The following is a 22,226-nucleotide window of genomic DNA, read 5'->3' on the forward strand; positions in this document are numbered from 1 at the left end:
GGAGGTTCAGAACACCACCCGGATGCTGAGCCCGACCTCGTGCTTGCGCAGCACGTATGAGGAGGATCGTTTTAGAAGCACGACTGAAGACGGAGGGACTAGCGGAGCATTCAGGACCGAGCAGGAATCAAGTCGTAGCGCTCGATACTAAAAGCGGGCGTTGAGTATTCGTCCCCTGGGCTAGGTCTCGAGAGGCTCAGTGTTTCTGTAGCAGTCGCCACATCTGAAGGCGTGGATTAAGTGGTGCAATCCATCCAACGGTTTGCATTGGCGCCGTTTTCATCATTGTCCCGGTCGCTGCTGTTCTGAGGGCCAGGGTTCGTCTCGTTCCATCGAAGCCCGTTCATGCTTGGCGACCTCTGGTCGTTCCAGGGGAGATATCGAACGCTCCATCTCACCTGGTTCGCCTTTTTCCTCACCTTTGTTGTCTGGTTCAACCTGGCACCTCTGGCCACCACGGTGAAGGCCGATTTCGGTTTGACCGTTCCCCAGATCCGCACCCTGGCGATCTGCAACGTGGCCCTCACCGTGCCGGCCCGCATCCTGATCGGGATGCTGCTGGATAAATTTGGCCCTCGCATCACCTACTCCACCCTGTTGGTGTTTGCGGCCATTCCCTGCCTGATGTTTGCTGCAGCGCAGGACTTCAGTCAGCTCGTGGTTGCCCGCCTGCTGCTGTCCATCGTGGGCGCCGGATTTGTGATCGGCATCCGCATGGTGGCCGAGTGGTTCCCGCCGAAGGAAATCGGTTTGGCCGAGGGTGTGTATGGCGGTTGGGGCAACTTTGGTTCTGCCTTCTCCGCGCTCACCCTCGTGCTGGTGGCCGGCTGGCTGTCGTTCTCCGGCGGCTTTGAGCTGCCCACCGGTGAAATCCTCAACTGGCGTGGTGCGATCGCCCTCACCGGCATCATCTCGGCGGTGTATGGCTTCATCTATTACGCCAACGTCACCGACACACCTCCCGGCAAGACCTACCAGAAGCCTGCGAAATCGGCTGGCCTGGAAGTGACCTCGATGAAGGACTTCTGGGGCCTGCTGGGGATGAACGTTCCCTTCGCAGCCATCCTGGCGGTGCTGGTGTGGCGCCTTCAGAAGGTGAAGTTCCTGGATGCCACCGGCTACACGATCGGTATGGCGCTGGTGTTGATCTGGTTCGCCTTCCAGACCTGGGGCATCATCCGCACCAATCGCGACCTCATCCTCGGTAACAAGACCTATCCCAAAGAGGATCGCTACGAGTTCAAGCAGGTGGCCATTCTTGAGCTCACCTACATCGTGAACTTCGGTTCCGAGCTGGCGGTGGTGTCGATGCTCCCCGCTTTCTTCGAGAGCACCTTTGATCTGCCCAAGGCAACGGCCGGGATCCTGGCCTCCTGCTATGCCTTCGTGAACCTGGTGGCCCGCCCCGGCGGTGGCTTGATTTCCGATCGCATGGGTAGCCGCAAGGGCACGATGGGCTTCCTCACCATCGGTCTGGGCCTGGGTTATCTGGTGATGAGCCTGATCAAGCCTGGAACCTTCACCGGAACGACAGGTATTGCGATTGCCGTGTTGCTCACCATGGCCTGCTCCTTCTTTGTGCAGGCGGGTGAGGGCGCCACCTTCGCCATGGTGCCTCTCGTCAAGAAACGTGTGACCGGTCAGATCGCCGGCATGGTGGGTGCCTACGGCAATGTGGGCGCCGTGGCTTACCTCACCATCTTCAGCCTGCTTCCGATCTGGATGGGTGGTGATGCGGCCGAGCCCAGTGCTGAGATCGTCGCGGCATCCAACAGTGCCTTCTTCCAGATCTTGGGGATTGCAGGCCTGATTGTGGGCTTCCTTTGCTACTTCTTCCTCAAGGAGCCCAAGGGATCCTTTGCCGAAGAACACTCCGACGAAACGGCCCTGGCGCAGGTCTGAGTCTTCGGCCATTCATCAGCACCCAGCGATTGATGGGTGCCAGTAGGGGAGCCCTCCGGGGTTCCCCTTTCTCAGTCTTTTGCTTGCTCGATGGCCCTCTCCTCAACCGGCAGTGTGCGCAGCCAATGCCCCTACTGCGGTGTGGGCTGCGGGCTTGAGCTGATGCCTCCCGCCCAGCCGGGGCAGGCGGTGAAGCGTGATGCGGAGGGCAACCCAGTGTGGACCGCCCGCGGCGATCGCCAGCATCCCTCCAGCCAGGGGCAGGTGTGCATCAAGGGGGCCACGGTGGGCGACGCCCTGGCCCGTGGCCGCTTGAGCGAGCCGTTGTATCGCTCAAGCCTGGATCAGGATTTCCAGCCGATCAGCTGGGATCAGGCCTTTGACCTGCTGGAAGGGCGGATTCGCAGCACCCTGGCCGCGAAAGGCCCCCAGGCCATCGCCATGTATGGCTCAGGCCAGTTCCACACCGAGGACTATTACCTGGCCCAGAAGCTGCTGAAGGGAGCCCTGGGCAGCAACAACTTTGATGCCAACTCCAGGTTGTGCATGAGTTCAGCGGTGGCTGGCTACACGCGCAGCCTTGGCTCCGATGGCCCGCCCTGTTGCTACGAAGACCTCGATCACTGCAGCGTTGCTTTTCTGATCGGCACCAACACGGCCGAGTGCCATCCCGTGCTGTTTCAGCGGCTGCTCAAGCGCAAGAAACGCACGCCGAAAGACGTGACTGTGGTGGTGGTGGATCCCCGCGCCACCGACACCACCAAGGCTGCAGACCTTCACCTCGCCATTAAGCCCGGCAGCGATCTTGCGCTGCTGCACGGCATTGCCCATCTGGTGATCGCGGCTGGTGGTTTGGATGCTGATTTCATCGAAGAGGCCACCGAAGGGCTCGCAGACTTCGCGCAACTGGTGGCCTCAGCTACGCCCGAGCGAACGGCTGAACTCTGCGGGATCAGTGAGCAGCAGCTGCGGGATGTGGCGGCGCTCTGGGCGCGGAACGACCGGATCCTCAGCCTCTGGTCGATGGGGGTGAACCAGCGGCGCGAGGGCACGGCTGTGGTGTGCGGATTGATCAATCTGCACCTGCTCACCGGCCAGATCGGTAAACCGGGAGCTGGCCCCTTCTCCCTGACGGGTCAGCCCAATGCCATGGGCGGGCGTGAGGCTGGCGGCCTTGCCCACCTGCTGCCGGGATACCGGCTCGTGGCCAATGCCGAGCACCGTGCCGAGCTGGAGGCGGCCTGGCGCTTGGAGCCGGGATCGATCGCGGCATCGCCGGGGCTTGCTGCCTGGCAGCAGGTGGAGGCGATGGAGCGCGGTGAGCTGGATCTTTGGTGGGTGGTCGCGACCAACCCGCTGGTGAGCATGCCCAACCTCGAGCGGGTGAAGGCGGCGATGGCTCGCTGCCCACTGGTGGTGGTGAGCGACGCCTACGCCGACACCGAAACGGCCCACTACGCCCACTTGCTGCTGCCCGCCAGCCAATGGAGCGAGAAAGCCGGGTCGATGACCAATTCCGAGCGGCGCGTCACCTACTGCCCGGCCTATCGCCCGCGCCACGGCCAAAGCCGCCCCGATTGGGAGGTGTTTGCGGAGCTGGGCCGGCGTCTCGGCTACGAGCAGCAGTTCACCTACAACTCCTCGGCGGAGGTGTACGCCGAGTTTGCGGCGCTCACGACGGGGCGGGTGTGTGATGTCTCCGGTTTGAGCCATGCGCTGCTGGATCAGGAGGGTCCGCAGCAGTGGCCGTTCCCCCAAGGCTCGATCGCCAGCAGCGATTCCAAACGCCTCTACGCCAATGGCTGCTTCCCCACACCATCGGGTCGGGCCCGGTTTGTGGCGGATCCGGTGCTGGGCCTGGCGGAGCCTCCCTGTGCCGTCTATCCCCTGGTGCTCACGGTGGGCCGCTATCTGGGGCAGTGGCACACGATGACGCGCACGGCCAAGGTGGATCGCTTGCAAACCATGCATCCCGAGCCACTGCTCGAGATTCACCCCAACGATGCCAAGCGCTTCGGTGTTGTGGATGGGGAGCTGGCGGCCGTGAGCTCCAGGCGTGGCAGTGTCACCGCCAAAGTGCAGGTGAGCGACCGCATTCGCCCCGGTTCAGTTTTCCTGCCGATGCACTGGGGATTCAGCCAGGATCAGGCCTGTGAGGCCAACGTGTTGATGCACGATCAGGCCTGCCCGATCTCCAAGCAGCCCGAACTGAAGGCAACGGCCGTGGTGGTGGCCCCTGCCGTGTCGGTGGTGAAGCCGCTGGAGCAGAGCGAAGGGCGCTTGCAGCGTCTGCGGCGCCTGTTCCTTCAGGCGAGCACTTCGGAGAAAGCGGCCTCCAGGTTGTGATGATCGTGGCCAGTCCGGGCCAGTTTGCAGAGGGCGAAGCGCTCCAGTTCATTGAGCTCTTGCCACTGCTCAACGCCGAGGGCGATGCCGCGTTCGCTGGCGGCGGCCACCACGTGTTCGGCCACGCTCGAGCCGAGTTGCCAGGCTTCGCTGCAAGCGGGCGGTAGGGGTTTGGCTTCCCCGTCGGCCATCGATCGGGTCAGGCTGCGGCAGTGCTCGGCCATGTCAGCGAGGGCTGCTGGTTGATCGTCCCAATCCACCAATTCCTGCCGCTGCGCCTGGCTCATGGCCAGCCAGTGGTTCAGCTTCAGCTTGAGGCCGATCAGATCCAACTTGCGGCGCACGCAGAGCGGAATGCAGCGCCAATTGCCCACAAAGTCTTGTTCGAAGTCGAAGCAGTGGTTGGCTGTTGGATTTGGTGTCATCGGTTGCCGCGCGGAAAGCTCACTCCCACGACGATGCCTCCATTCAAGTGATCAAGCGATGCGCTTTGCGATTGCCCTGGGAATGAGCCTTGGGGTTTGCCATGGCTGGATCACATCGGATCAGCGTCAGTTGACTCTTTCCAGCTGGGGTGTTAGCGCTGCCTCTGCAACGTTTCTCGCGCCGGCTGCTGGCACGGGCTGGGCTGAGTCTCCATAGTGACCGCAGTGATGCTTCGGTCTGATGGCCCTTCGTTCCTCAGCAGTTTCCACTGAGCGCAGCCCCATCACGGTGGCTGCTGGCTTTGTCGGCGCTTTTGTGGTCGCCTCCCTGGCGGTTCAGCTGGTGCGCAGCATGCAAACAGCGCAAACCGTTGCACCGGCTCAGGCCAGCGCCGTGCAGCCCGTGGTGGCCCATCAAGCCACCCTCTGGCAAGACCTCGGCAGCCGCTGAGTTCAGGCCTTAGGGCCTGCGTGTTCCCGGAGCTGCTGCAGGCGTTGCAAGACGGCGCCGCTCTGCAACAGCTCCCGCGCATGATCAAGACCGCTGGCCTGATCAGGGTCGAGGCCGGCTTGCCAGAGATAGGTGCCGGCATTCCAGAGCAGGGGATTCGCTAGCTCACCCTGACCGCCGAGTGCGGCCATCGCCTGGGATCCCCAGGTTTCGATCCCTTCCCAGAGGGGATCGTGGCCGAAGCAGCCATGGTCGCGCGGATGCAAGATTTGGCGCCCATCGCCACCGCTGCTGGGCCGGCCGGTGACGCACGCCCGGCTGATGGGGAGATCGGTGCTGCCTTCCAGGCCTTTCACGGTGAGCACGTTGGTTTCGCCCGCCAGCTCCAGGGCTTGCCACGCTCTCGCTTCGGTCGGCGGATGCACAAATCCGCTCACCAGTAGGTGATCACCGTGGTGGGCCGTCCACATCAGTTCCAGGCTGGCCACCGGTGGCCGCTTGCCCAGATCTTCCCGGTAGCTGATCAGGGTTTCTGCGGCGGGGAAGTGGTCGGGCTGATGCACCAGAGCCAGCTGCAGCTGATCCAGTTGCTGCTGCACCCAGCTCAGGCTGCGGCCCCCGAGTGAAACCCCCAGTGCCTCAAACAGCTCGACGGCGGTGACGCCGTATTTCACCGGCATGCGCCCCGCTCCCTGCAGCACCACGGGCAGCCCGGCTGAGGCCAGCACCAGAGCGGTGAGCGGGTAGATCGGTGCGGTGCGGGTGCGCCCATCGAAGGGCATCCCGAAACTGATGGCTGGTTGGCTGGTGCGCAGCTGGGGGCCGCGGCGCCTGTACACATCCAGCATCCCGGTGAGCTCTTGGGGCTCGGGCCGGCGGATGCGGTGGGCGATGAGGAAGGCACCGATCTGGGCAGGGCTGGCACCCCCATCCAGAATCAGCTCCATCGCATCAGCGGCCTCGTCGCGGCTCAGGCCGCTGCTGGTGTGCTCGCCGCTGCCGATTTTGCGCAGATAGGTTTTGAAGCGTTCCTTGCTGGCGGCGCTGCACGAACGTTCTGGGGCAGTGGCAGGGGCAGCGAGCGTCAAGCGGGTTTCGCTAAAGCTGGGTCTCAACTGCGATTCTGCGCGCCGGTGGGGCCGCTTCTGGTAGCGACCGCTACCGGACTGCGGCGGCATTCGGTTGCAACGGCTGCATTGTTGAAGCCTCGGATCGGGCGATTCTTGAACCCGGAACGGCGCTTCTTTTCTGAGCGTTCCGTTGCTGTTTTGCCGCGAATGCGGCTTTTGGTATGACTGTTACCCCCGCTGCAATGCCCTCCCTTGCGGCTCCCTCTCAGGCCACAATCACGGCGACGCTTATGGCGGCCAAGAAGGCCAAAGGTTTGAGCTTCGCTGATCTAGAGGCGGCACTGGGTCGCGATGAAGTGTGGATCGCTTCTTTGTTCTACGGCCAGTCCACGGCGTCGGCTGAAGAGGCCAGCAAGTTGGCTGAACTCCTGAGCCTTGATCCGGCGATCACCGAAGCGCTGCAGGCCTATCCCACCAAGGGTGGTCTTGATCCTGTGATCCCTACAGATCCCCTGATCTACCGCTTCTACGAGATTATGCAGGTGTATGGCATGCCGCTCAAAGATGTAATTCAGGAGAAGTTCGGAGACGGCATCATGAGTGCGATTGATTTCACCCTCGATGTCGACAAAGTGGCTGATCCTGCTGGGGATCGTGTCAAAGTGACGATGTGCGGCAAGTTTCTGCCCTACAAAAAGTGGTGAAGTAATCCTTCACCTAGAAAGCCCGCTCCGGCGGGCTTTTTTGATGTCTTACTGAATCAGAGCGTCAGATTCTGCTCGCGCAGCTGTTGCTCCAGCCAGGTGCGATGACGCACCTGCGCCTGGAGTTGTCGCCGGATGCAGTGTTCCAGCGGTGTGTGCTCCAGCTGTCTCAAGCGTGCAATCAGCAGGCGGCAGCTGTCGTGGCTGCTGATGCAGCCCAAGGCTTGGATGGCTGTTTCTGCCACGCCGGGCAGCTGGTCGGCATCGATGCAGGAATCCAGAACGGCCAGAACTTCGGGTTCTTGGCGGCGTTGAAGGAGCCTCAACGTGGCAATCACCACCTCAGCGCGCAGATCGCTCAGGAGGGGTTGGGTCAGCGTAAGGAACGCATCGGTGCTCAGGCTGCGGCTGCGGAAGGTGAGCAGGGCTAAGCCCGCCAGTCGCTCGGCTTGAGCGGGCGCGGTGAGGGCCGATTCAATGATGGCCAGATCAATCTCCTGGCCCCAGCAGGCCAGCGCTTCAAGCACGGCTGGGCGCAGGGGTCCTGCTGGGTCCAGCCACTGCAGCAATTGATCCTTCGCTTGTGGGTGATGGCAGATGCCCAGGGCGCGGATCAGCGGAAGGCTGCACCCTCCATCGCAGCAGAGGTCCAAGATCAACGCAATCGCCCCAGGGCCGGCCATCCCCAGCCGCTCGCCAACAGCGAGGGCCAGATCAGGCTCGGCGATCCGGGGCAAGAGTTCAGCCAGTTCTTCTGGGCTGAGGGGTTGCCGCCGCCATCGACCCAGCCGGGCAGCGAGGTCTGCGTGCTCCTCAGCAGAGAGCACGCGTTTGGCAGCGGCAGTGGAGGGCATGGATCAGCGGGCGCCCAGTTCGGCGGCGAGCTCACGCTCGAGCTTCTCATCGTGCTCCTTGGGCAGCACGTTGCTGATCTTGGTGCGGTGGGTGCTGTAGAAGAGCATCCCGATGAACACCATCCCGCCCACGATGTTGCCGGCGGTGACCGGAATGAAGTTCCACACAATCACCTTGCTGAAGGGCACCCCGGAACCCAGCAGGGGACCGGCGGTGTGCAGGAACTGGTTCACCACGATGTGCTCCATGCCCATCGTTTGGAAAGCAGTGATGGGAAGCCAGCAGGCCAGAAGTTTGCCGGGCACGCTCTTGCTCACCAGAGCCATGGTCACGCCCAGGCAAACCAGCCAGTTCGCCACTACGCCACGCAGGAAGGCCAGGAAGAAACCTGTGCTGCCGAGGGCTTCGTATTTGGTCACCACGTTCAGCTTGTTGAGCTTGATGATCGTGGCTGCCACCACCTGCCAGCCTTTGCCGCCATCGGCAGCAGCCAGAGGCTCAACGGTGCCGGCGCTAGTGAGGCTGGCCCACATGATTAGGGCGACAACGGCTGTGCCGATGAAGTTGCCGATCCACACCCAGATCCAGTTGCGGAAGGTGGCACTCCAGCTGCTCTTGCCTGCCCAAACGCTCATGGGCAACAACGCAAAGTTGCCCGTGACCAACTCCATGCCGAAGAGCACGATGCTGGCGAAGCCGAAGGGAAACAGCAACGATCCCAGGAAGGGCATGCCCGACTGTGCGGCCACAGTGAGAGCGAGGATCACGGCCAAGCCCAAGATTGCGCCGGAGTAGAAACCGCGGATCAGCAGGTTCTTCACGCTGACCGTGGCTTTTTTGCCTCCGGCGGCAATCATGCCGTCGACAAGTTCATTGGGTAGGACGTAGTCCATCTGTGAGGCTGTTGCACTCATGGGTTGCGTTGCGCTGGTTTGGGTTAACTGGAATGAACGGCTGAATTCAGCCGCTGATGCGGTTCATCAGGCGTGAGAAGAGATCGCGGCTGTTGCGGCTGATCGGGGGAGTGTCCTGGCCGCTGCTGCTGAGCCAGTTCACAAAGCGAGAGAAGAGATCGCGTTGGTTGGAGGAAGGCATGGCGTGTGGAGGATGGGGGTGCGGCAGGCAAGGGAGCCGGGCTTCAAAAGAGCAGCGCCGCGGCCGTGATCTGCGCACCAGGACCGATCAGTGCTGGCGCGGCTTGGCGCCGAACTGCTCGATCAGCAGCTCCTTGAGCACCTGTTTCACCTCGCTGGCGGGTACGGCTTTGCGGTGCAACTCGCCGATCTGAGGGTTGGCCCCCTGGGATCCACCGATGGTGATGTCGTAGCCCTCGCCCATGCCGCCCTCAGGGTTGCGGGCTTTGGTGCCGGTGAGGCCAATGGCCCCCATGTAGGCCTGGCCGCAGGTGTTGGGACAGCCGGTCCAATGGATCTTCAGCTCCTCGGGCAGCTCCAGCTCGCGGTCGAGTTCTTCGGCGGCGGCGAGGGCCTGATCCTTGGTGTTGGTGAGGGCGAAGCTGCAGTAGGTGTTGCCCGTGCAGCTCACGGTGCCGGCCGCCAAGTGGCTCGGGGCCAGGCTGAAGCGCTGCAGCAGTGGCTCGGCCTGCAAGGCAGGGATTTGCTCGGAGGCGATCCCGCTGAGGATCACGTTCTGGTCTTCGGTGAGGCGGATGTCGCCGTCGCCATAGCGTTCCGCAAGCCCCGCCAGATCCTGGAAGTCGTCGGCCTTGAGGCGACCCACCGGCACGTGCAGGCCGGCGTAGTGCAGGCCTTCCTGCTTCTGGGCATGAATGCCGTAGTGGCTGCGGGGTTCGTGATCAAACACCGAGCCCGGGTCCGGGGTGAGCGGGCCGAAGCGCTCTTCCACCATCGAACGGAAGGCGTCGAGCCCAACCTGATCGAGATACAGGCGGAAGCGGCCTTTGGGGCGCTTGTCGCGCTCGCCGTTGTCGCGCCAGATCTTGATCACCGCTCCGGTGATGGCGCAGATCTGATCGGGGCGAACCCAGGCGTTGAGGGGAATGGCGTAGGCATTCATCTGCGAGGAGAGAATGCCGCCGATCCACACCCCGAAGCCCAGTTCACCGTTGCGCTCCACCGGGTGGAACACGATGTCGTTGTGGAGCAGGAAGTTGTCGCGAGCTCCGGCAACAGCGGTGTTCCACTTGCGCGGCAGGTTGGAGAATTCCGGATTGCCGGCGCGGTTGTTGGTGAGGTAGTTCTCCAGCTCAACCGTGTAAGGCCGCGTGTCCACGATTTCGTGGGGGTCGATGCCGGCAATGGGATTGCCGGTCACGTTGCGGGGGTTGTCGAAGGCGGATTGGATGGTGGTGAGCCCCACCTCCTGCAGACGGCTCAGAATCTCGGGGAGATCCTCCAGCAGAACACCGCGCAGCTGGATGTTCTGGCGGGTGGTGATATCGGCACTGCCGTTCGTGCCGTAGCGGGCCACGATGCCGCCCACCACGCGCAGTTGTTCGGCGCTGATCGCACCATTGGGCACGCGCAGCCGCAGCATGAACAGCCCTGGCGTTTTCGGGCGCCAGAACATTCCGTACCACTTGAGCCGAAGTTGGAGGTCGGTCTCATCGACGTTTTCCCAGCCGAGCTGGGCAAACCGTTCGATCTCGCTGCCCACGAGCAGACCGTCTTTCGCGGCTTTGTTCTGCTCGATCTTGTTGAGTTTTTTGCCCTCGAGCCAAGACGCCAAGGCGCCGGGTTGAGGGGACTCGTCAGTGATGGATGGGCTAACCACCATGGCTGCTGTTGAGGAAATGGTCTGAGTGGAACTGGAGCCAGCGTTGTCGGGCTCGAACCGAGAGACGGTTCGGCGCGCTGCATGGGGATGCGCTGTCTCCAGGCCGCTTCAGAACGAACAGCACGGCTTGGTTGGTGTGATTAAGCCATTCCTGCCGGCAGGGCGTTTGTTGCTGTTGCTACGAATGTCGTGGGCTTGGCGAATGGTGTCAACCGCTACTTGAGAAGGGCGCGTCATCCGAGTTGATGATGCGGTTCTCAGATGCTCGTGGTGAGCCGATCTTCAGTATTGACGGCCGATTTCGCCGAGCATCCGCACAGCGCCGTAGCGGATCATCTGCCAGACCCGGCCCATCGCCATCAGATCGGCATCCAGCTCGCGGCGCCAGCGTGTGTCGGTGGTGTCGGCGTTGAACCGCTCGCTGGAGCGGCGAGTGCTCCTGCTTTGCGGCCGAGCGGTGCGGCTGCGTCTCGAGCTGGGGATGGGGCGCTGCGATGGCATGGTGAAGGCATGACAGGCGATGTGCCGACTTCACCAGTCCACGGCTCCAGGGAGTGGTGGCCGTTGCTACGGAACCTGCGGCGCCGTGGCCCCTGGTCGCTGTTGGTGGTGGTTCATGGCCACAGCGGTGGTGTGGTTCCTACCGTGCTCGAGCAGGCGTTGGGCGCCTTGGCTGAGCAGCGATCTGCGCCGGTGTGGGTGCAGCCGCTCACCGCTGATCCGGTGGCCTTGCCCTCTGGAGAGCGGCTGTTGGTGGTGCCGTTGCTGCTCACGCCCGGCAGCCATGCCCGCTTTGATCTTCCAGCCCTGCGGGCCCGGCTGCGCACGGCTGGCCATGAGGTGGTGCTGTTGCCGTTTCTGGGGGCTTGGCCTGCGTGGCTGGAGCACCTCCGCCACCAGGTGGCTACGGCTGGCTCTGGTTCGGTGTTGCACCACCCCTTGCGCCCCGGCGTGGCCGATCGCTATCTGAGCGCTCTGTCGCAGCGTGTGGAGCGGCCATTGATCAGTGAGTGGATGGTGGACGGAGCTGGTGGCGGCCCGTTCCCCCTCGCGTTGGCCCCCAACCGGATCACTGCTCAGCTAGAGGATGCGGGCTTCGACGCTCCGGCCTTGCTCGAGCGCCCTGCCACCCGAGACCTGGTGTTCACCCTGCTGCGCAACCTGCCATGACGGAGTCCAGCATCGGCAAGGTGTATCTGGTGGGCGCGGGTCCTGGCGATCCCGATCTGCTCACGATCAAGGCCCATCGGCTGCTGAGCAGCTGCGATGCCCTCGTGTACGACTCGCTCGTGCCGCGGGAGGTGTTGGCGCTGGTGCCCGAGACGGCCGAGCAGCACTTTGTGGGTAAGCGACGCGGTCACCACTCCGTGCCCCAACCGAGCACCAACGCGGTTCTGGTGCAGTTGGCGAGCCGGCATCGCTGTGTGGTGCGCCTGAAGGGTGGTGATCCTTTCCTGTTTGGTCGCGGTGGCGAAGAAGCGGCGCACCTAGAGCGCCATGGAGTGGCGGTTGAAGTCGTGCCGGGTGTGACCGCCGGCATTGCCGCTCCGGCCTACGTGGGCATTCCGGTGACCCACCGGCGCGCCGGCAGCTCGGTCACCTTCGTGACCGGCCATGAGGAGATCGATAAGGGCCGCCCCAGCGTGGATTGGCGTGCCCTTGCCGGTAGCAGCGATGGGCTGGTGATCTACATGGGCTTGCACAACCTTCCCCACATTTGTGAAGAGCTGATCGCCGGCGGTCTGGCACCCACCACGCCGGCCGCGGCGGTGCAACAGGGCACGGTGCGCGGGCAGCGCTCGGTGATTGGGGATCTCGCTGGCTTGGCTGTTGCGGTGCGTGAGGCGGAACTCGCCTCCCCCTCGATTGTGGTGATCGGTGAGGTGGTGAATCAGCGGGTGGAGAGTTGCGCGCCCGAGCCGGCCGCAGTGGAGATGCCGATTCCGATCAAGCAGGGTTGAGCGCTGCCTGCGGCCGCCGCAGGCCATGCCCCAGGTGCAGGTGCCGCAAACTCCAGCCCCGCGGCTGAAGGGCTGCATGCGCCTGAATCCAGGCATCATCCTGTTCGGCTACCGACTGGCGGTCGCTGCCGTCGAGGCCGCAATAGAGCAAATGGAGGATTCGATCCGGATCGATCTCCAGGGCAGCCACTTCCCGCCAGAGGCGATCCGTGCTTTTGGCATCGGCGCGCACAAACTGAGCATCCATGAGCTGCTGCGTCAGCAACAGAACCAACGCCTGCTGCTTGCGGGCCGTGAATGCTGCACTGGTGATGCCTGATCGCCACCCTTGATGGGTGCAACTGCTGGAGGGGGCCGTCATCGGGAGGCAGTGCGTGGAGGTAACCAACGCTACTGATTGCAAAACCACCTGATGCACTGGTCTATGGAAAGGTTGATTGCGTAGTGCTGCGAACCTTTAAGCATCGCGTTGTGCGGTTCATTGGCCCATTCCCAGGCCACCGCCTTTCGCCTTGCCATGGCAGCTCTACCTCTGCAGCAAGATTCCCTCGAACGAGAGAGTCGATCCCAGGAGCCCGTTTCGAGCGCGCGGGCTCCGATGTTTGAGTTGATTCCCTATGAGAAATTCCGTGATACTCCCGCGGTGCGGTTTTTTGATATCACCGTTGCCGAATCCAACGCCCGCGATCTGGTGATTCATGCAGGGCCCGCTGTAAGTCCTCCCGATGAGGAGAACACAGGTGCCTGGCAGTTTTATCTACACCCGCATCAGGAAGACAACCTGCTTGCGCTGCATGGCGGCCGCACCTTCTTCCTGGTGAACTTCGGCTGGAATTACCCGTACCACCTTGTTCGCCTGGAAACCGGCGGCGACATCCTGCGCATCCCGCCAGGCACCTTCCACCGCTCCGTGTCAGACCCCGATGGATCGGTGGTGCTCAATCAAGCCGTGCGTGAGGAAGGTGCCAGCGTGATGCGTGAGTTCAGGGTTTATAACAGCCGCTTGATTCCGCGCCTGTTCGCCACCACCTTCAAAACAGCTCCACTGCCGAAGCTGCACGGGGTGAGCTGGTAGGCCGCAGGCTCAGGCCTGTTCGCGGCGGCGAGGTAGCGGCACCACATCGCGCTGATTGAAGCGCTCGCACACGGCATAGGCAGCGGGGAGATTGGCCACCCGCTGCCAGGTGCCATCCACCTCCGCGTGGTTCACCACGTAGCCGCCGGCGCCATCGCGCGCGATTCGGCATCCATCGCCTGTGAGGCCAACAAGGTGCAGCTGCCCGCCCATGGATCGGCTCCGTACTGATCTGTTTCTACGTCTGCTGGAGGGGCGCTGGCATGTGTGTTTTTGCCCACGCAATCAATCTTGAGGCTCAGGAAAAAAAGCTGAAAGCGAAGCCTGATTCCCTTCCGATTTGCCCGCTTCTACAGCCGTAAATCCACTGTGCTGCAGTGCTCCCCAGCTCCGCGCAGGGTTGCTTGTAAGCCCTGGCCTTGCGCCGCGGCCTTCCGATGCGTCTCGTCGACGTCAGTGAGGAGCTCAAAACCCCTGGACTCATCCAGCCATTGCCAGCTCGCCACGGGATCACCGCTGCAGGCATCACACAGCACCAGCTGCAGTGGCACGTGGACCGGCAGGCAGGGATGCAGGCAGGGAAACAGCGCCTCCTGGCGGAAGCGCACGGCCAGCAGCTGATCCGCATCCTTGGGCCAAGGCAGCTGGCGCCCTTGGATGCGCAGCGCATAGCGCTGCTGGAAGCCGGGGGTGGCGATCACTTCAAAGCGGCGCAACGAGCTGTCCACAAAACGGCTGGTGCTGCCTCCTTCCACTGGCGTGTCGCACAGCAGGGGCCAAGGTTCAAGCGCCTGGCGAATGCTTAGCGCAGCCTCCCCTTGCTGCCAGTGCATCAGCTGCGGGAAGCGCCATTCCCAGATGGCGCGGAAGGGCTCGGGGTCGAGGGGCAGCCCATCAGCGGCGAGATCGGCCAGCAGCAGCTCCAGATCACTCCAGAGGGCACTGGGCAGTAGCGCGTGATCATGCAGGCTTTCGCCCCAGGGCCGTAGGCCCTGGGGGCGCAGCTCCGGCTTGAGTAGCCGCACCGCCAGGGCCCGGAACAACAGCGCTACGGCGCTGGTCCAGCGGTGATCCGGCAGGGATTCGAGCGCACGGAACTCCAGCAGGCCCTGGCAGCCGGCGGTCCAGGCGGGGTTCCAGAACTTGTCGAGGCTGATTTCGCTGCGGTGGGTGTTGCCGCTGCGATCGGCATGGAGATGACGCAGGGTTTCGCCGATGGCCACCCGCTGGTCGCCGGGTGGCAGATGCTCGAGGGCGCCGTGCGCTAGCCGCAGATCCAGCAGGCTGGCGCTGCCTTCATCGGGTCGTGGCGCCTGGGAGGCGGGGCCCACGCTGCGGCCGCTGAAGAGATAGGCCAAGCAGGGATGGTGCTGCCAGTAGCGCAGCATCCCCACCAGCCAGGCCGGCCGTGAAAAGAAGGGATGCTCGTCCAGGCTGGGGCCGCCCAGCAGCAGGTGGTTGCCGCCGCCGGTGCCCTCCGTGCGTTCCCCTTGTTGCTTCCAGCTGCGCAGGCCCACCGCTGCACCGGCTTGCTCCAGCAGCTCGATCCAGCCCGCGTACTCGTGCCAGCTGTGGCAGATCGGCAGGTTCACCTCCAGTACGCCGGGATCGGCGGTGAGCCCCAGCACCTGCCAATGCTCATAGGCATCCCAGGGCAAGACGCCACTCAGTTCCGGCTGCTGCCAGGCGTCGCTATGGGCGGCCAAGCTGCGCAGCAGCTGCTCCAGCGGTTCGCGCTCCAGCGGCGGCAGAAACAGTGCCCAGCTGGCGGCATCGCGCTCCAGGGTGAGCACCTGGCGTAGGGCACCAGGAGGGAAATGTTGGAGCGGCAACCGCAGTCCCGCCGGGCCTGGAGCGCCGCTCAGCTCCCGTAAGGCATCCTCCAGGGGCCAGGGGATGGAACGCCACTGGCCGTCTTCGCAGCTCAGGGGGATTGCCCACACCTGCCGGTCGCTCTGCAGAGGATCGCGCAGGGGCAGGGCCTGCAGCGGGCAGCCCAGATCGGTGCCGATTGCCGCCAGGAGCATCTCGAGCGCCGCTGGATCGGGGATCGCCGTTGCCGCGTCGGCTTCGGGCTGTAGCGGCACCAGTGGCTCGCCGCTGGTGCCGGTGATCAGGCGCAAGGCCCAGCGGGGGTTCACCTCCCCGTCGTATCGCTTACCTGGGCAATAGAGCAGGGTGCTGCCAGGCCAGGCGCGGCGCTGCAGTTCAGCTGCCAATCGCCGCGCGTAGCGGAGTTTGGTGGGCCCATCGGCCGCCACGCTCCACTCGGCACCCTTTGGATCGATCGGCACCAGCGTGGGTTCACCGCCCATGGTGAGGCGGATGCCTGCCCGCTGTAGCCGCGCTTCAACGGCGGCGGCTGTGGCCTGGTTGATGCTGGCGGTGGCTGTCACGGCCGATGGTGTCTGGCCCTGTCATCGCGCGGGTGCGTCGATCCGGCAGCACCAATCGCTACCGCAGTGCGGAACTGAGGATCTCGGCGCTGATCTCCCACTCCAGCTCGCTTCCCACCCCGGGGGGGCCGGAGAAGGTGCCGCTCACGGCCGCGGTGAGGTCGGAGCGTGAAGACGTGGCCACCGGGAGGTAGCGGTCGTTGACCGCGCCCTGGCCGCTCGGATCAAAGCCGCGCCAGCCGGCGCCTTGCAGATACACCTCAGCCCAGGCGTGCAGGTCATAGCGCTCGGGCTTGGGTTCTACCAGGTGGTAGCCGCTCACGAAGCGGGCGGGCAGCCCCACACTGCGGCAGCATTCGATCATCAACATCGCCAGATCGCGGCAGGAGCCCACCCGTTCCTTGAGGGTTCGGCCGGCGGGCCAGGCGGGTCCCACATGGCGCTGGGTGTACTTCACCCGGTCTTGGATCACCTCCACCAATTGCTGCAGGAAGTTGAGGCTGCGGCCATCGCTGCCCATCAGTGCTTCTTGGGCTAGATCCACCGCGGCGGCATCGTGCTGTCCGTTGGGCAGCCAGCCCTGCAGATTGCTGAGTAGATCGGGGTTGAGCTTGCCGATCTGCACCGGCAACTGCGCCATCTGCTCATCGAGGCAGGCCTCCAGCAAGGGAGGTGTGAAGGTTTCCACCTCGCTGGTGGCCACCACCGTGAGGTGATCGCTCTCCCCCAGAAATCGTGCGCGGGTGATCGTGTCGCCACCGGCGGCCATCAGCTCATAGAGCTGACTGGGGTCTGGGGAGATCTCCAGGCTGTAGTCGATTAGTCGTTGAAAGCCGTGGGGGCGGGGACGCAGGCAAAAGCGATGCGGCCCCAGCAGCACGGGTTTGCTGTAGCGGTAATCGAACCGGTGAATCAGGCGGGCGCGCATGCCAGGTGGTGACTGGTGGCGGTGACGGAGACGGAAGCCTGAGCAGGCATAAGGGCTGCCGCTTCCTCGGCTGTGGCCAAGCTCGGCAACACGAAGTAGCGCGCGTGGATCAGCTCGTGCAGGTTATTGAGATCGAGCTGGAGCGCGTCGATCGCTTCATGCAGCCCACCGGCCACCAACTCATCGATGCCCGTGTAACTCCAGCGGGCCCGGGTGAGGCCGCTCAAGCATTCGAGCGCGTCGGGTTTGCCGGGCACCGGGCTGGCGGCTACCACCTGCAGGGTTTCGTGAATCCGTTCGAGGCAGTAGCGCACCGAGCGGGGGAAGCTGGGATCCAGCAGCAGAAAGGCGGCCACAGCGCGCGGAGTGATCACTCCCTGTTGCGACTGGCGGAACATCTGATAGGCCCCAGCCGTGCGCAGGAGCGAAATCCACTGCAGTTCATCCAGCACGCCACCCACTTCTTCCGGGCTGGGCAGCAGCAGGAAGTACTTCACATCGAGGATGCGGGTGGTTTTGTCGGCGCGCTCGATCAGGCGGCCCAGGCGGCTGAACTGCCAGGAGAGATCACGGCTGAGGGTGGCATCGGTGATGCCATAGAAGAGCTGGCAGCCGCGCCGGATTTCGCGCAGTTGCTCCTGGGGTGGTTGCAGCCAGAAGCTGTCGCTTTCCAGCAGGGTCCAATACAGATCATTGATCTGCTCCCACATCTCGGTGGTGATCACATCGCGGATCTGGCGAGCGTTCTCCCGGGCTAGGGCAACGCAATTCACGATGCTGCTGGGGTTGGCTTCTGCTCGCACCAGAAACTCCACCACCTGATCGGGGCCACCGCCGGGGTAGAGCTCATCGAACAGCTCACGATCGCCGCTGGCATCAATCAGGGGCTGCCAGGGCTCGGCGCTGCCGGGGGGGCAGTCGAGCGCCATCGCTTCGCTCACCTCCACGAAGCGCGAGAGGTTCTCGGCGCGCTCCACGTAGCGATTGATCCAGTAGAGGGAGTCGGCAACGCGGCTCAGCATGCGGCTTCCTCCACGATCCAGGTGTCCTTGCAACCGCCGCCCTGCGACGAATTCACCACCAGTGAACCTCGCTTGAGGGCGACTCGGGTGAGGCCGCCGGGTGTCACCCAGGCGTCTTTGCCCCGCAGCACATAAGGCCGCAGATCCACGTGGCATGGATAGAGCTCGCCTTCGCTGAGAGAGGGCACGGTGGAAAGCTCCAGGGTGGGCTGAGCGATGAAGTTGCGCGGGTTGGCACGGATCTTCTCGGCGAACTCAAGGATCTCGCTTTGGCTGGCGTGGGGGCCGATCAGCATTCCGTAGCCGCCCGCTTCCGACACGGCCTTCACCACCAGCTCACCCAGATGGGCCAGCACGTAGGCCTGGTCATCAGGCCGTGCGCACAGGTAGGTGGGCACGTTTTCGATGATCGGCTCCTCGCCGAGGTAGTAACGCACCATTTCGGGCACGTAGGCGTAGATCAACTTGTCGTCGGCCACGCCGGTGCCGGGCGCATTGGCGATGGCCACGCGGCCTTGGGCATACACCTCCATCAGGCCGCGCACTCCGAGCATTGAATCCGCGCGGAAGACATCGGGATCGAGGAAGTCGTCGTCGATGCGGCGGTAGATCACATCCACCGGCTCAAGGCCTTGCGTGGTGCGCATCCACACCCGCCCGTCCTGGCAGGCCAGATCGCGGCCCTCAACCAGGGAGATGCCCATCTGCTGCGCCAGGTAGCTGTGCTCGAAATAGGCGCTGTTAAAAACTCCTGGGGTGAGCAGCACCACCCGTGGGGTTTCGGTCCAGGGGGCCAGATCCCGCAGGGTTTGCAGCAGCTGAGAGGGGTAGTTGTCGATCGGCTGCACGGTGCGGCCACTGAACAGGCTGGGGAACATGCGCTTCATCACGCGCCGGTTTTCCAGGAAGTAAGCCACGCCTGAGGGGCAGCGCAGGTTGTCTTCCAGCACCCTCCAGGTGCCCATCCCATCGCGGATCAGATCGAGGCCGGAGATCTGGCACCATCGCCCCAGGGGTGGGCGGAAGCCACGCAGCTGCGGCCGCCAGCCCTGGGAGCTTTCCACGTCGTCGCGGGGGATCACCCCATCGCGCAGGATCGCCTGATCGCCATACACATCCGCCAGGAACAGATCGATCGCTTCCAGGCGTTGGATCAGGCCGCGCTGCAGGCGCTCCCAGTCAGCCGCACCGATCAGCCGCGGCAGTGGATCGAAGGGGAGGATGCGTTCGCCGCCGCGGTTGCCGGACTCGTTGAGGCGAAAGGTGGCCCCCAGCCGTTTCAGCAACATGCCAGCGGCGGCATGGTTGCGGTTGAGCTGCTCCAGCCCGAGGGCGCCGAGGGAGGAGAGCAGGGGCTGCAGGGCGCTGCGGGGCTCTTCGCTGGTGCTGAAATATTCGTCGTAGCCCTTGCTGGGCCGGTAGTCGGTGAACATCGCCGAGCCTGCGGTGGCGTGATCATGCAGATCTGTGGGCTCCCCTCAAGTGGCTGTTGCTACGGAAGCTGTGGGTTGCTCAGCCCCGGGTGCCTTCCCTAGCGTTTGGGCCATGACCAGCCCCTTCCCACCGCTGGATCAACCCCTCTGGGATCAGGCGGGCCAGGCGCTGAATCGCCGCCGCGAGGTGCGGCTGGCGGTGGGCAGCGTGCTGCCGGTTCAACTGCGGCCCATGCCGCCCGGCCAGCCCCCCGGGGCCTGGTTCAGTGCCGACATTCTCGACATCAGCCACGGCGGTTTGGCGCTGCTGCTCCCCGCCAGCGCTGCCATGCCACCGCTGGTGCCGTTGCTGCTCGATCTGAGCAACCACCCCGGCTTTGGCCGGGTGCGGCTGCCAGCCACCCTGCGTTGGCGAGCTCCTGCTGATGGTCTCGGTGCGTTGCAGGTGATCGGGGTGCAGTTTGATCAGCCCCTGCCACTGGTGCCGCCGCTGGTTCAGAGCAGGAAGTAGCGCTGCGCCATCGGCAGCACGTCGGCCGGTTCGCAGGTGAGCAGCTCGCCATCGGCGAACACCTCGTAGGTCTGCGGGTCGACCTCCACCTTGGGCAGGGCAGTGTTGTTCTTCATCGCTGCTTTGTTGATGCCCCCGCGGGTGTTCTGCACCGGCACGCACAGCCGCTCTAGGCCCAGCTTTCGGGGCACGTCGTCGTCGAGGGCGGCCTGGCTCACAAAGGTGAGGCAGCTGGGGGCCAGGGCCTTACCGAAGCTGGCAAACATGGGCCGGCCATGCACGGGGCCAGGGGTGGGGATCGACGCGTTGGCATCACCCATCTGCGCCCACACGATCGAGCCACCTTTGATCACCAGCTCAGGCTTCACGCCGAAAAAGCCAGGTTTCCACAGCACCAGGTCTGCGAGCTTGCCCACCTCGACTGAGCCCACTTGGTGGTCGATGCCATGCACGATCGCCGGGTTGATCGTCACCTTGGCGATGTAGCGCTTGAGGCGGGTGTTGTCGTTGCGCTCCGAATCTCCCGCTAGGGCACCGCGCTGCACCTTCATCTTGTGGGCGGTCTGGAAGGTGCGGGTGATCACCTCACCCACGCGGCCCATGGCCTGCGAATCGCTGGCGATCAGTGAGAAGGCGCCGATGTCGTGAAGGATGTCTTCCGCGGCGATCGTTTCGCGGCGGATGCGGGATTCGGCGAAGGCCACATCCTCGGGAATCTTGGGATCGAGGTGGTGGCACACCATCAGCATGTCGAGGTGTTCCTCGAGCGTGTTGCGGGTGTAGGGGCGCGTGGGATTGGTGGAGCTGGGCAGCACGTTGGCTTCCCCGCAGATCCGGATGATGTCGGGCGCATGGCCGCCGCCGGCCCCTTCGGTGTGGAAGGTGTGAATGGTGCGGCCACCGATGGCGCGGATCGTGTCTTCGACGAAGCCGGCCTCGTTGAGGGTGTCGGAGTGGATCGCCACCTGGATGTCGAAGCGATCCGCCACCGATAGGCAGCAGTCGATCGCGGCGGGGGTGGTGCCCCAGTCTTCGTGGAGTTTGAGAGTGATCGCCCCGGCGCGGATCTGCTCTTCGAGGGCATCGGGAGTGCTGGCGTTGCCCTTGCCGAAGAAGCCCAGATTCACCGGTAGGCCTTCGGCGGCCTGCAGCATGCGGGCCATGTGGAAGGCGCCCGGGGTGCAGGTGGTGGCGTTGGTGCCGGTGGCTGGACCCGTGCCGCCACCCAGCATGGTGGTAACCCCGCTGGCCAGAGCGGTTTCCACCTGCTGCGGGCAGATGAAGTGAATGTGGGTGTCGATGCCGCCAGCGGTGAGGATGTGCCCCTCGCCGGCGATGGCTTCGGTGCCCGGGCCCACCACGATGTCCACCCCGGCCTGGGTATCGGGGTTGCCCGCCTTGCCGATCGCCACGATGCGGCCGTCGCGCAGGCCGATGTCGGCCTTCACGATCCCCCACCAATCGAGGATCAGAGCGTTGGTGATCACCGTGTCCACCGCGCCAGCGGCGCGGGTGGTCTGGGCCTGGCCCATGCCATCGCGGATCACCTTGCCGCCGCCGAACTTCACCTCATCGCCGTAAACGGTGAAATCCTTCTCCACCTCCAGGATCAGTTCGGTATCCGCCAGCCGCAGGCGATCGCCGGTGGTGGGCCCGTAGGTCTCGGCGTAGGCGCGGCGGGAGATGCGATAGGGCATGGGAGGTCAGTCGAGGGGGCCGTTCACCAGGCCGTTGAATCCGAAAATGCGCCGTTCACCGGCGAAGGGCACCAGCTGCACCTCGCGGCTGTCGCCGGGTTCGAAGCGCACGGCCGTGCCAGCTGGGATGTCGAGCCGTAGGCCGCGGGTGGCCTCGCGATCGAAGCAGAGGGCTGCGTTGGTTTCGAAGAAGTGGAAGTGGGAGCCCACCTGCACGGGGCGGTCACCGGTGTTGGCCACCAGCACGGTGGTCACCGGCCGGCCGGCATTGAGCTCGAGGTCGCCGGGTTCGGGAAGCAATTCGCCGGGAATCAGCGGGGCCATGGGGTGTGTACCGATCAGCGGATGGGGTCGTGCAGGGTCACGAGCTTGGTGCCGTCAGGAAACACGGCTTCGATCTGCACGTCATGCACCAACTCGGGGATGCCTTCCATCACCTGATCGCGGCTCAGCCAGGTGGTGCCTTCCTGCATCAGTTCGGCCACGCTTTTCCCATCGCGCGCCCCTTCGAGCACTTGAAAGCTCAGCCAGGCCACCGCTTCGGGGTAATTGAGCCGCAGGCCGCGATTGAGGCGCCGCTCCGCCAGCAGGGCTGCGGTCACGATCAGGAGCTTGTCTTTCTCCTGAGGGGTCAGATGCATGGCAGGTGAAAACGAGGGCGCACAGCCAGCAACCCACCGATCAACCTTCGCA

The 22,226-nt window shown here is 64.2% G+C and carries 24 protein-coding genes; 8 read left to right on the forward strand and 16 right to left on the reverse strand.

Translation table 11 applies throughout. The features are described 5' to 3' along the window. The first annotated feature begins 345 nt into the window (after nucleotides 1-345). Both KJJ24_RS12190 and KJJ24_RS12195 read left to right on the forward strand, forming a co-directional pair. Nucleotides 346-1,902, forward strand: coding sequence for a NarK family nitrate/nitrite MFS transporter (locus KJJ24_RS12190; RefSeq protein WP_214339075.1), 1,557 nt, complete (start codon nucleotides 346-348; stop codon nucleotides 1,900-1,902). A gap of 90 nt (nucleotides 1,903-1,992) precedes the next feature. Further along, nucleotides 1,993-4,248: a molybdopterin oxidoreductase family protein gene (locus KJJ24_RS12195; RefSeq protein ID WP_214339078.1), complete on the forward strand. Its 2,256-nt coding sequence runs from the start codon at nucleotides 1,993-1,995 to the stop codon at nucleotides 4,246-4,248. On the opposite strand, the gene KJJ24_RS12200 is transcribed toward KJJ24_RS12195, so the two are convergent. Continuing rightward, entirely contained in the window at nucleotides 4,209-4,673 is a 465-nt protein-coding gene (locus tag KJJ24_RS12200; protein ID WP_214339082.1) for a nitrate reductase associated protein, read from the reverse strand. The two genes, KJJ24_RS12195 and KJJ24_RS12200, sit on opposite strands and share 40 nt — an antisense overlap. A 241-nt stretch (nucleotides 4,674-4,914) precedes the next feature. On the opposite strand from KJJ24_RS12200, the gene KJJ24_RS12205 reads away from it, so the two are divergent. Beyond that, nucleotides 4,915-5,124 carry a hypothetical protein gene (locus tag KJJ24_RS12205; protein WP_214339085.1) on the forward strand — a complete coding sequence of 70 codons (210 nt, stop codon included), beginning with the start codon at nucleotides 4,915-4,917 and terminating at the stop codon, nucleotides 5,122-5,124. A 2-nt stretch (nucleotides 5,125-5,126) separates the two neighbouring features. Here the strand turns inward: KJJ24_RS12205 and KJJ24_RS12210 are convergent, their stop codons facing one another. Further along, nucleotides 5,127-6,212 carry an anthranilate phosphoribosyltransferase family protein gene (locus KJJ24_RS12210; protein ID WP_214339088.1) on the reverse strand — a complete coding sequence of 362 codons (1,086 nt, stop codon included), beginning with the start codon at nucleotides 6,210-6,212 and terminating at the stop codon, nucleotides 5,127-5,129. A gap of 272 nt (nucleotides 6,213-6,484) precedes the next feature. Between KJJ24_RS12210 and cynS the strand changes: the two genes are divergently transcribed. Beyond that, nucleotides 6,485-6,898: a cyanase gene (gene cynS / locus KJJ24_RS12215; RefSeq protein WP_250545028.1), complete on the forward strand. Its 414-nt coding sequence runs from the start codon at nucleotides 6,485-6,487 to the stop codon at nucleotides 6,896-6,898. A gap of 56 nt (nucleotides 6,899-6,954) precedes the next feature. Here the strand turns inward: cynS and KJJ24_RS12220 are convergent, their stop codons facing one another. The 5 genes from KJJ24_RS12220 to KJJ24_RS12240 all read right to left on the reverse strand — a co-directional run bounded on the left by KJJ24_RS12220 (nucleotide 6,955) and on the right by KJJ24_RS12240 (nucleotide 11,011). Next, nucleotides 6,955-7,752 carry a hypothetical protein gene (locus KJJ24_RS12220; protein WP_214339091.1) on the reverse strand — a complete coding sequence of 266 codons (798 nt, stop codon included), beginning with the start codon at nucleotides 7,750-7,752 and terminating at the stop codon, nucleotides 6,955-6,957. 3 nt (nucleotides 7,753-7,755) lie between these two features. Further along, nucleotides 7,756-8,646, reverse strand: a complete 891-nt coding sequence (locus KJJ24_RS12225; RefSeq protein ID WP_214343660.1) for a formate/nitrite transporter family protein — start codon at nucleotides 8,644-8,646, stop codon at nucleotides 7,756-7,758. A gap of 67 nt (nucleotides 8,647-8,713) precedes the next feature. Beyond that, nucleotides 8,714-8,848 (reverse strand): ferredoxin--nitrite reductase, encoded by a 135-nt coding sequence (locus KJJ24_RS12230; RefSeq protein ID WP_214339094.1) that lies wholly within the window; start codon nucleotides 8,846-8,848, stop codon nucleotides 8,714-8,716. 87 nt (nucleotides 8,849-8,935) lie between these two features. Further along, the gene (locus KJJ24_RS12235) at nucleotides 8,936-10,510 is read right to left on the reverse strand and encodes a ferredoxin--nitrite reductase (RefSeq protein WP_214339096.1); all 1,575 of its coding nucleotides are present in this window, start codon (nucleotides 10,508-10,510) and stop codon (nucleotides 8,936-8,938) included. Nucleotides 10,511-10,792: 282 nt separating this feature from the next. Then, nucleotides 10,793-11,011 carry a hypothetical protein gene (locus KJJ24_RS12240; protein ID WP_010305959.1) on the reverse strand — a complete coding sequence of 73 codons (219 nt, stop codon included), beginning with the start codon at nucleotides 11,009-11,011 and terminating at the stop codon, nucleotides 10,793-10,795. A gap of 9 nt (nucleotides 11,012-11,020) precedes the next feature. On the opposite strand from KJJ24_RS12240, the gene KJJ24_RS12245 reads away from it, so the two are divergent. Then, complete coding sequence (locus KJJ24_RS12245; RefSeq protein WP_250544773.1) at nucleotides 11,021-11,680, forward strand: CbiX/SirB N-terminal domain-containing protein; 660 nt, start codon at nucleotides 11,021-11,023, stop codon at nucleotides 11,678-11,680. Next, nucleotides 11,677-12,471, forward strand: a complete 795-nt coding sequence (cobA, locus tag KJJ24_RS12250) for a uroporphyrinogen-III C-methyltransferase (RefSeq protein WP_214339098.1) — start codon at nucleotides 11,677-11,679, stop codon at nucleotides 12,469-12,471. Before KJJ24_RS12245 ends, cobA begins: the two co-directional genes overlap by 4 nt. Here the strand turns inward: cobA and KJJ24_RS12255 are convergent. Continuing rightward, a complete protein-coding gene (locus tag KJJ24_RS12255) occupies nucleotides 12,458-12,832 on the reverse strand; it encodes a hypothetical protein (RefSeq protein WP_214339100.1) in 375 nt (124 codons plus the stop codon). The two genes, cobA and KJJ24_RS12255, sit on opposite strands and share 14 nt — an antisense overlap. A gap of 237 nt (nucleotides 12,833-13,069) precedes the next feature. Between KJJ24_RS12255 and KJJ24_RS12260 the strand changes: the two genes are divergently transcribed. After that, nucleotides 13,070-13,546 carry a redox protein gene (locus tag KJJ24_RS12260; protein ID WP_214343664.1) on the forward strand — a complete coding sequence of 159 codons (477 nt, stop codon included), beginning with the start codon at nucleotides 13,070-13,072 and terminating at the stop codon, nucleotides 13,544-13,546. A 9-nt stretch (nucleotides 13,547-13,555) separates the two neighbouring features. Here KJJ24_RS12260 and KJJ24_RS12265 read toward each other — a convergent pair whose 3' ends face one another. The 5 genes from KJJ24_RS12265 to KJJ24_RS12285 form a co-directional block, all read right to left on the reverse strand. After that, nucleotides 13,556-13,759, reverse strand: coding sequence for a hypothetical protein (locus KJJ24_RS12265; protein WP_214339102.1), 204 nt, complete (start codon nucleotides 13,757-13,759; stop codon nucleotides 13,556-13,558). Nucleotides 13,760-13,896: 137 nt separating this feature from the next. After that, nucleotides 13,897-15,942 carry a transglutaminase family protein gene (locus tag KJJ24_RS12270; protein ID WP_250544775.1) on the reverse strand — a complete coding sequence of 682 codons (2,046 nt, stop codon included), beginning with the start codon at nucleotides 15,940-15,942 and terminating at the stop codon, nucleotides 13,897-13,899. A gap of 58 nt (nucleotides 15,943-16,000) precedes the next feature. Next, on the reverse strand, nucleotides 16,001-16,870 hold the full coding sequence (locus KJJ24_RS12275) for a transglutaminase family protein (protein WP_214339104.1): 870 nt from the start codon (nucleotides 16,868-16,870) through the stop codon (nucleotides 16,001-16,003). After that, nucleotides 16,855-17,892 carry an alpha-E domain-containing protein gene (locus KJJ24_RS12280; RefSeq protein ID WP_214339106.1) on the reverse strand — a complete coding sequence of 346 codons (1,038 nt, stop codon included), beginning with the start codon at nucleotides 17,890-17,892 and terminating at the stop codon, nucleotides 16,855-16,857. Before KJJ24_RS12280 ends, KJJ24_RS12275 begins: the two co-directional genes overlap by 16 nt. After that, the gene (locus KJJ24_RS12285; RefSeq protein WP_214339107.1) at nucleotides 17,886-19,325 is read right to left on the reverse strand and encodes a circularly permuted type 2 ATP-grasp protein; all 1,440 of its coding nucleotides are present in this window, start codon (nucleotides 19,323-19,325) and stop codon (nucleotides 17,886-17,888) included. Before KJJ24_RS12285 ends, KJJ24_RS12280 begins: the two co-directional genes overlap by 7 nt. 112 nt (nucleotides 19,326-19,437) lie before the next feature. Here KJJ24_RS12285 and KJJ24_RS12290 point away from each other — a divergent pair, with 112 nt between their 5' ends. Next, the gene (locus tag KJJ24_RS12290; protein ID WP_214339110.1) at nucleotides 19,438-19,836 is read left to right on the forward strand and encodes a PilZ domain-containing protein; all 399 of its coding nucleotides are present in this window, start codon (nucleotides 19,438-19,440) and stop codon (nucleotides 19,834-19,836) included. Here KJJ24_RS12290 and ureC read toward each other — a convergent pair. From ureC to KJJ24_RS12305, 3 genes are read right to left on the reverse strand one after another with little or no spacing between them, the layout of a single operon-like run. Beyond that, nucleotides 19,821-21,533 carry an urease subunit alpha gene (gene ureC, locus KJJ24_RS12295; protein WP_214339113.1) on the reverse strand — a complete coding sequence of 571 codons (1,713 nt, stop codon included), beginning with the start codon at nucleotides 21,531-21,533 and terminating at the stop codon, nucleotides 19,821-19,823. The two genes, KJJ24_RS12290 and ureC, sit on opposite strands and share 16 nt — an antisense overlap. A gap of 6 nt (nucleotides 21,534-21,539) precedes the next feature. Further along, nucleotides 21,540-21,857 (reverse strand): urease subunit beta, encoded by a 318-nt coding sequence (locus KJJ24_RS12300; protein WP_214339115.1) that lies wholly within the window; start codon nucleotides 21,855-21,857, stop codon nucleotides 21,540-21,542. Between the two features lie 14 nt (nucleotides 21,858-21,871). After that, nucleotides 21,872-22,174, reverse strand: a complete 303-nt coding sequence (locus tag KJJ24_RS12305; protein WP_214339118.1) for an urease subunit gamma — start codon at nucleotides 22,172-22,174, stop codon at nucleotides 21,872-21,874. Between the last annotated feature and the right edge of the window lie 52 nt (nucleotides 22,175-22,226).

This window comes from Synechococcus sp. LA31 (assembly GCF_018502385.1).
GTDB lineage: Bacteria > Cyanobacteriota > Cyanobacteriia > PCC-6307 > Cyanobiaceae > Vulcanococcus.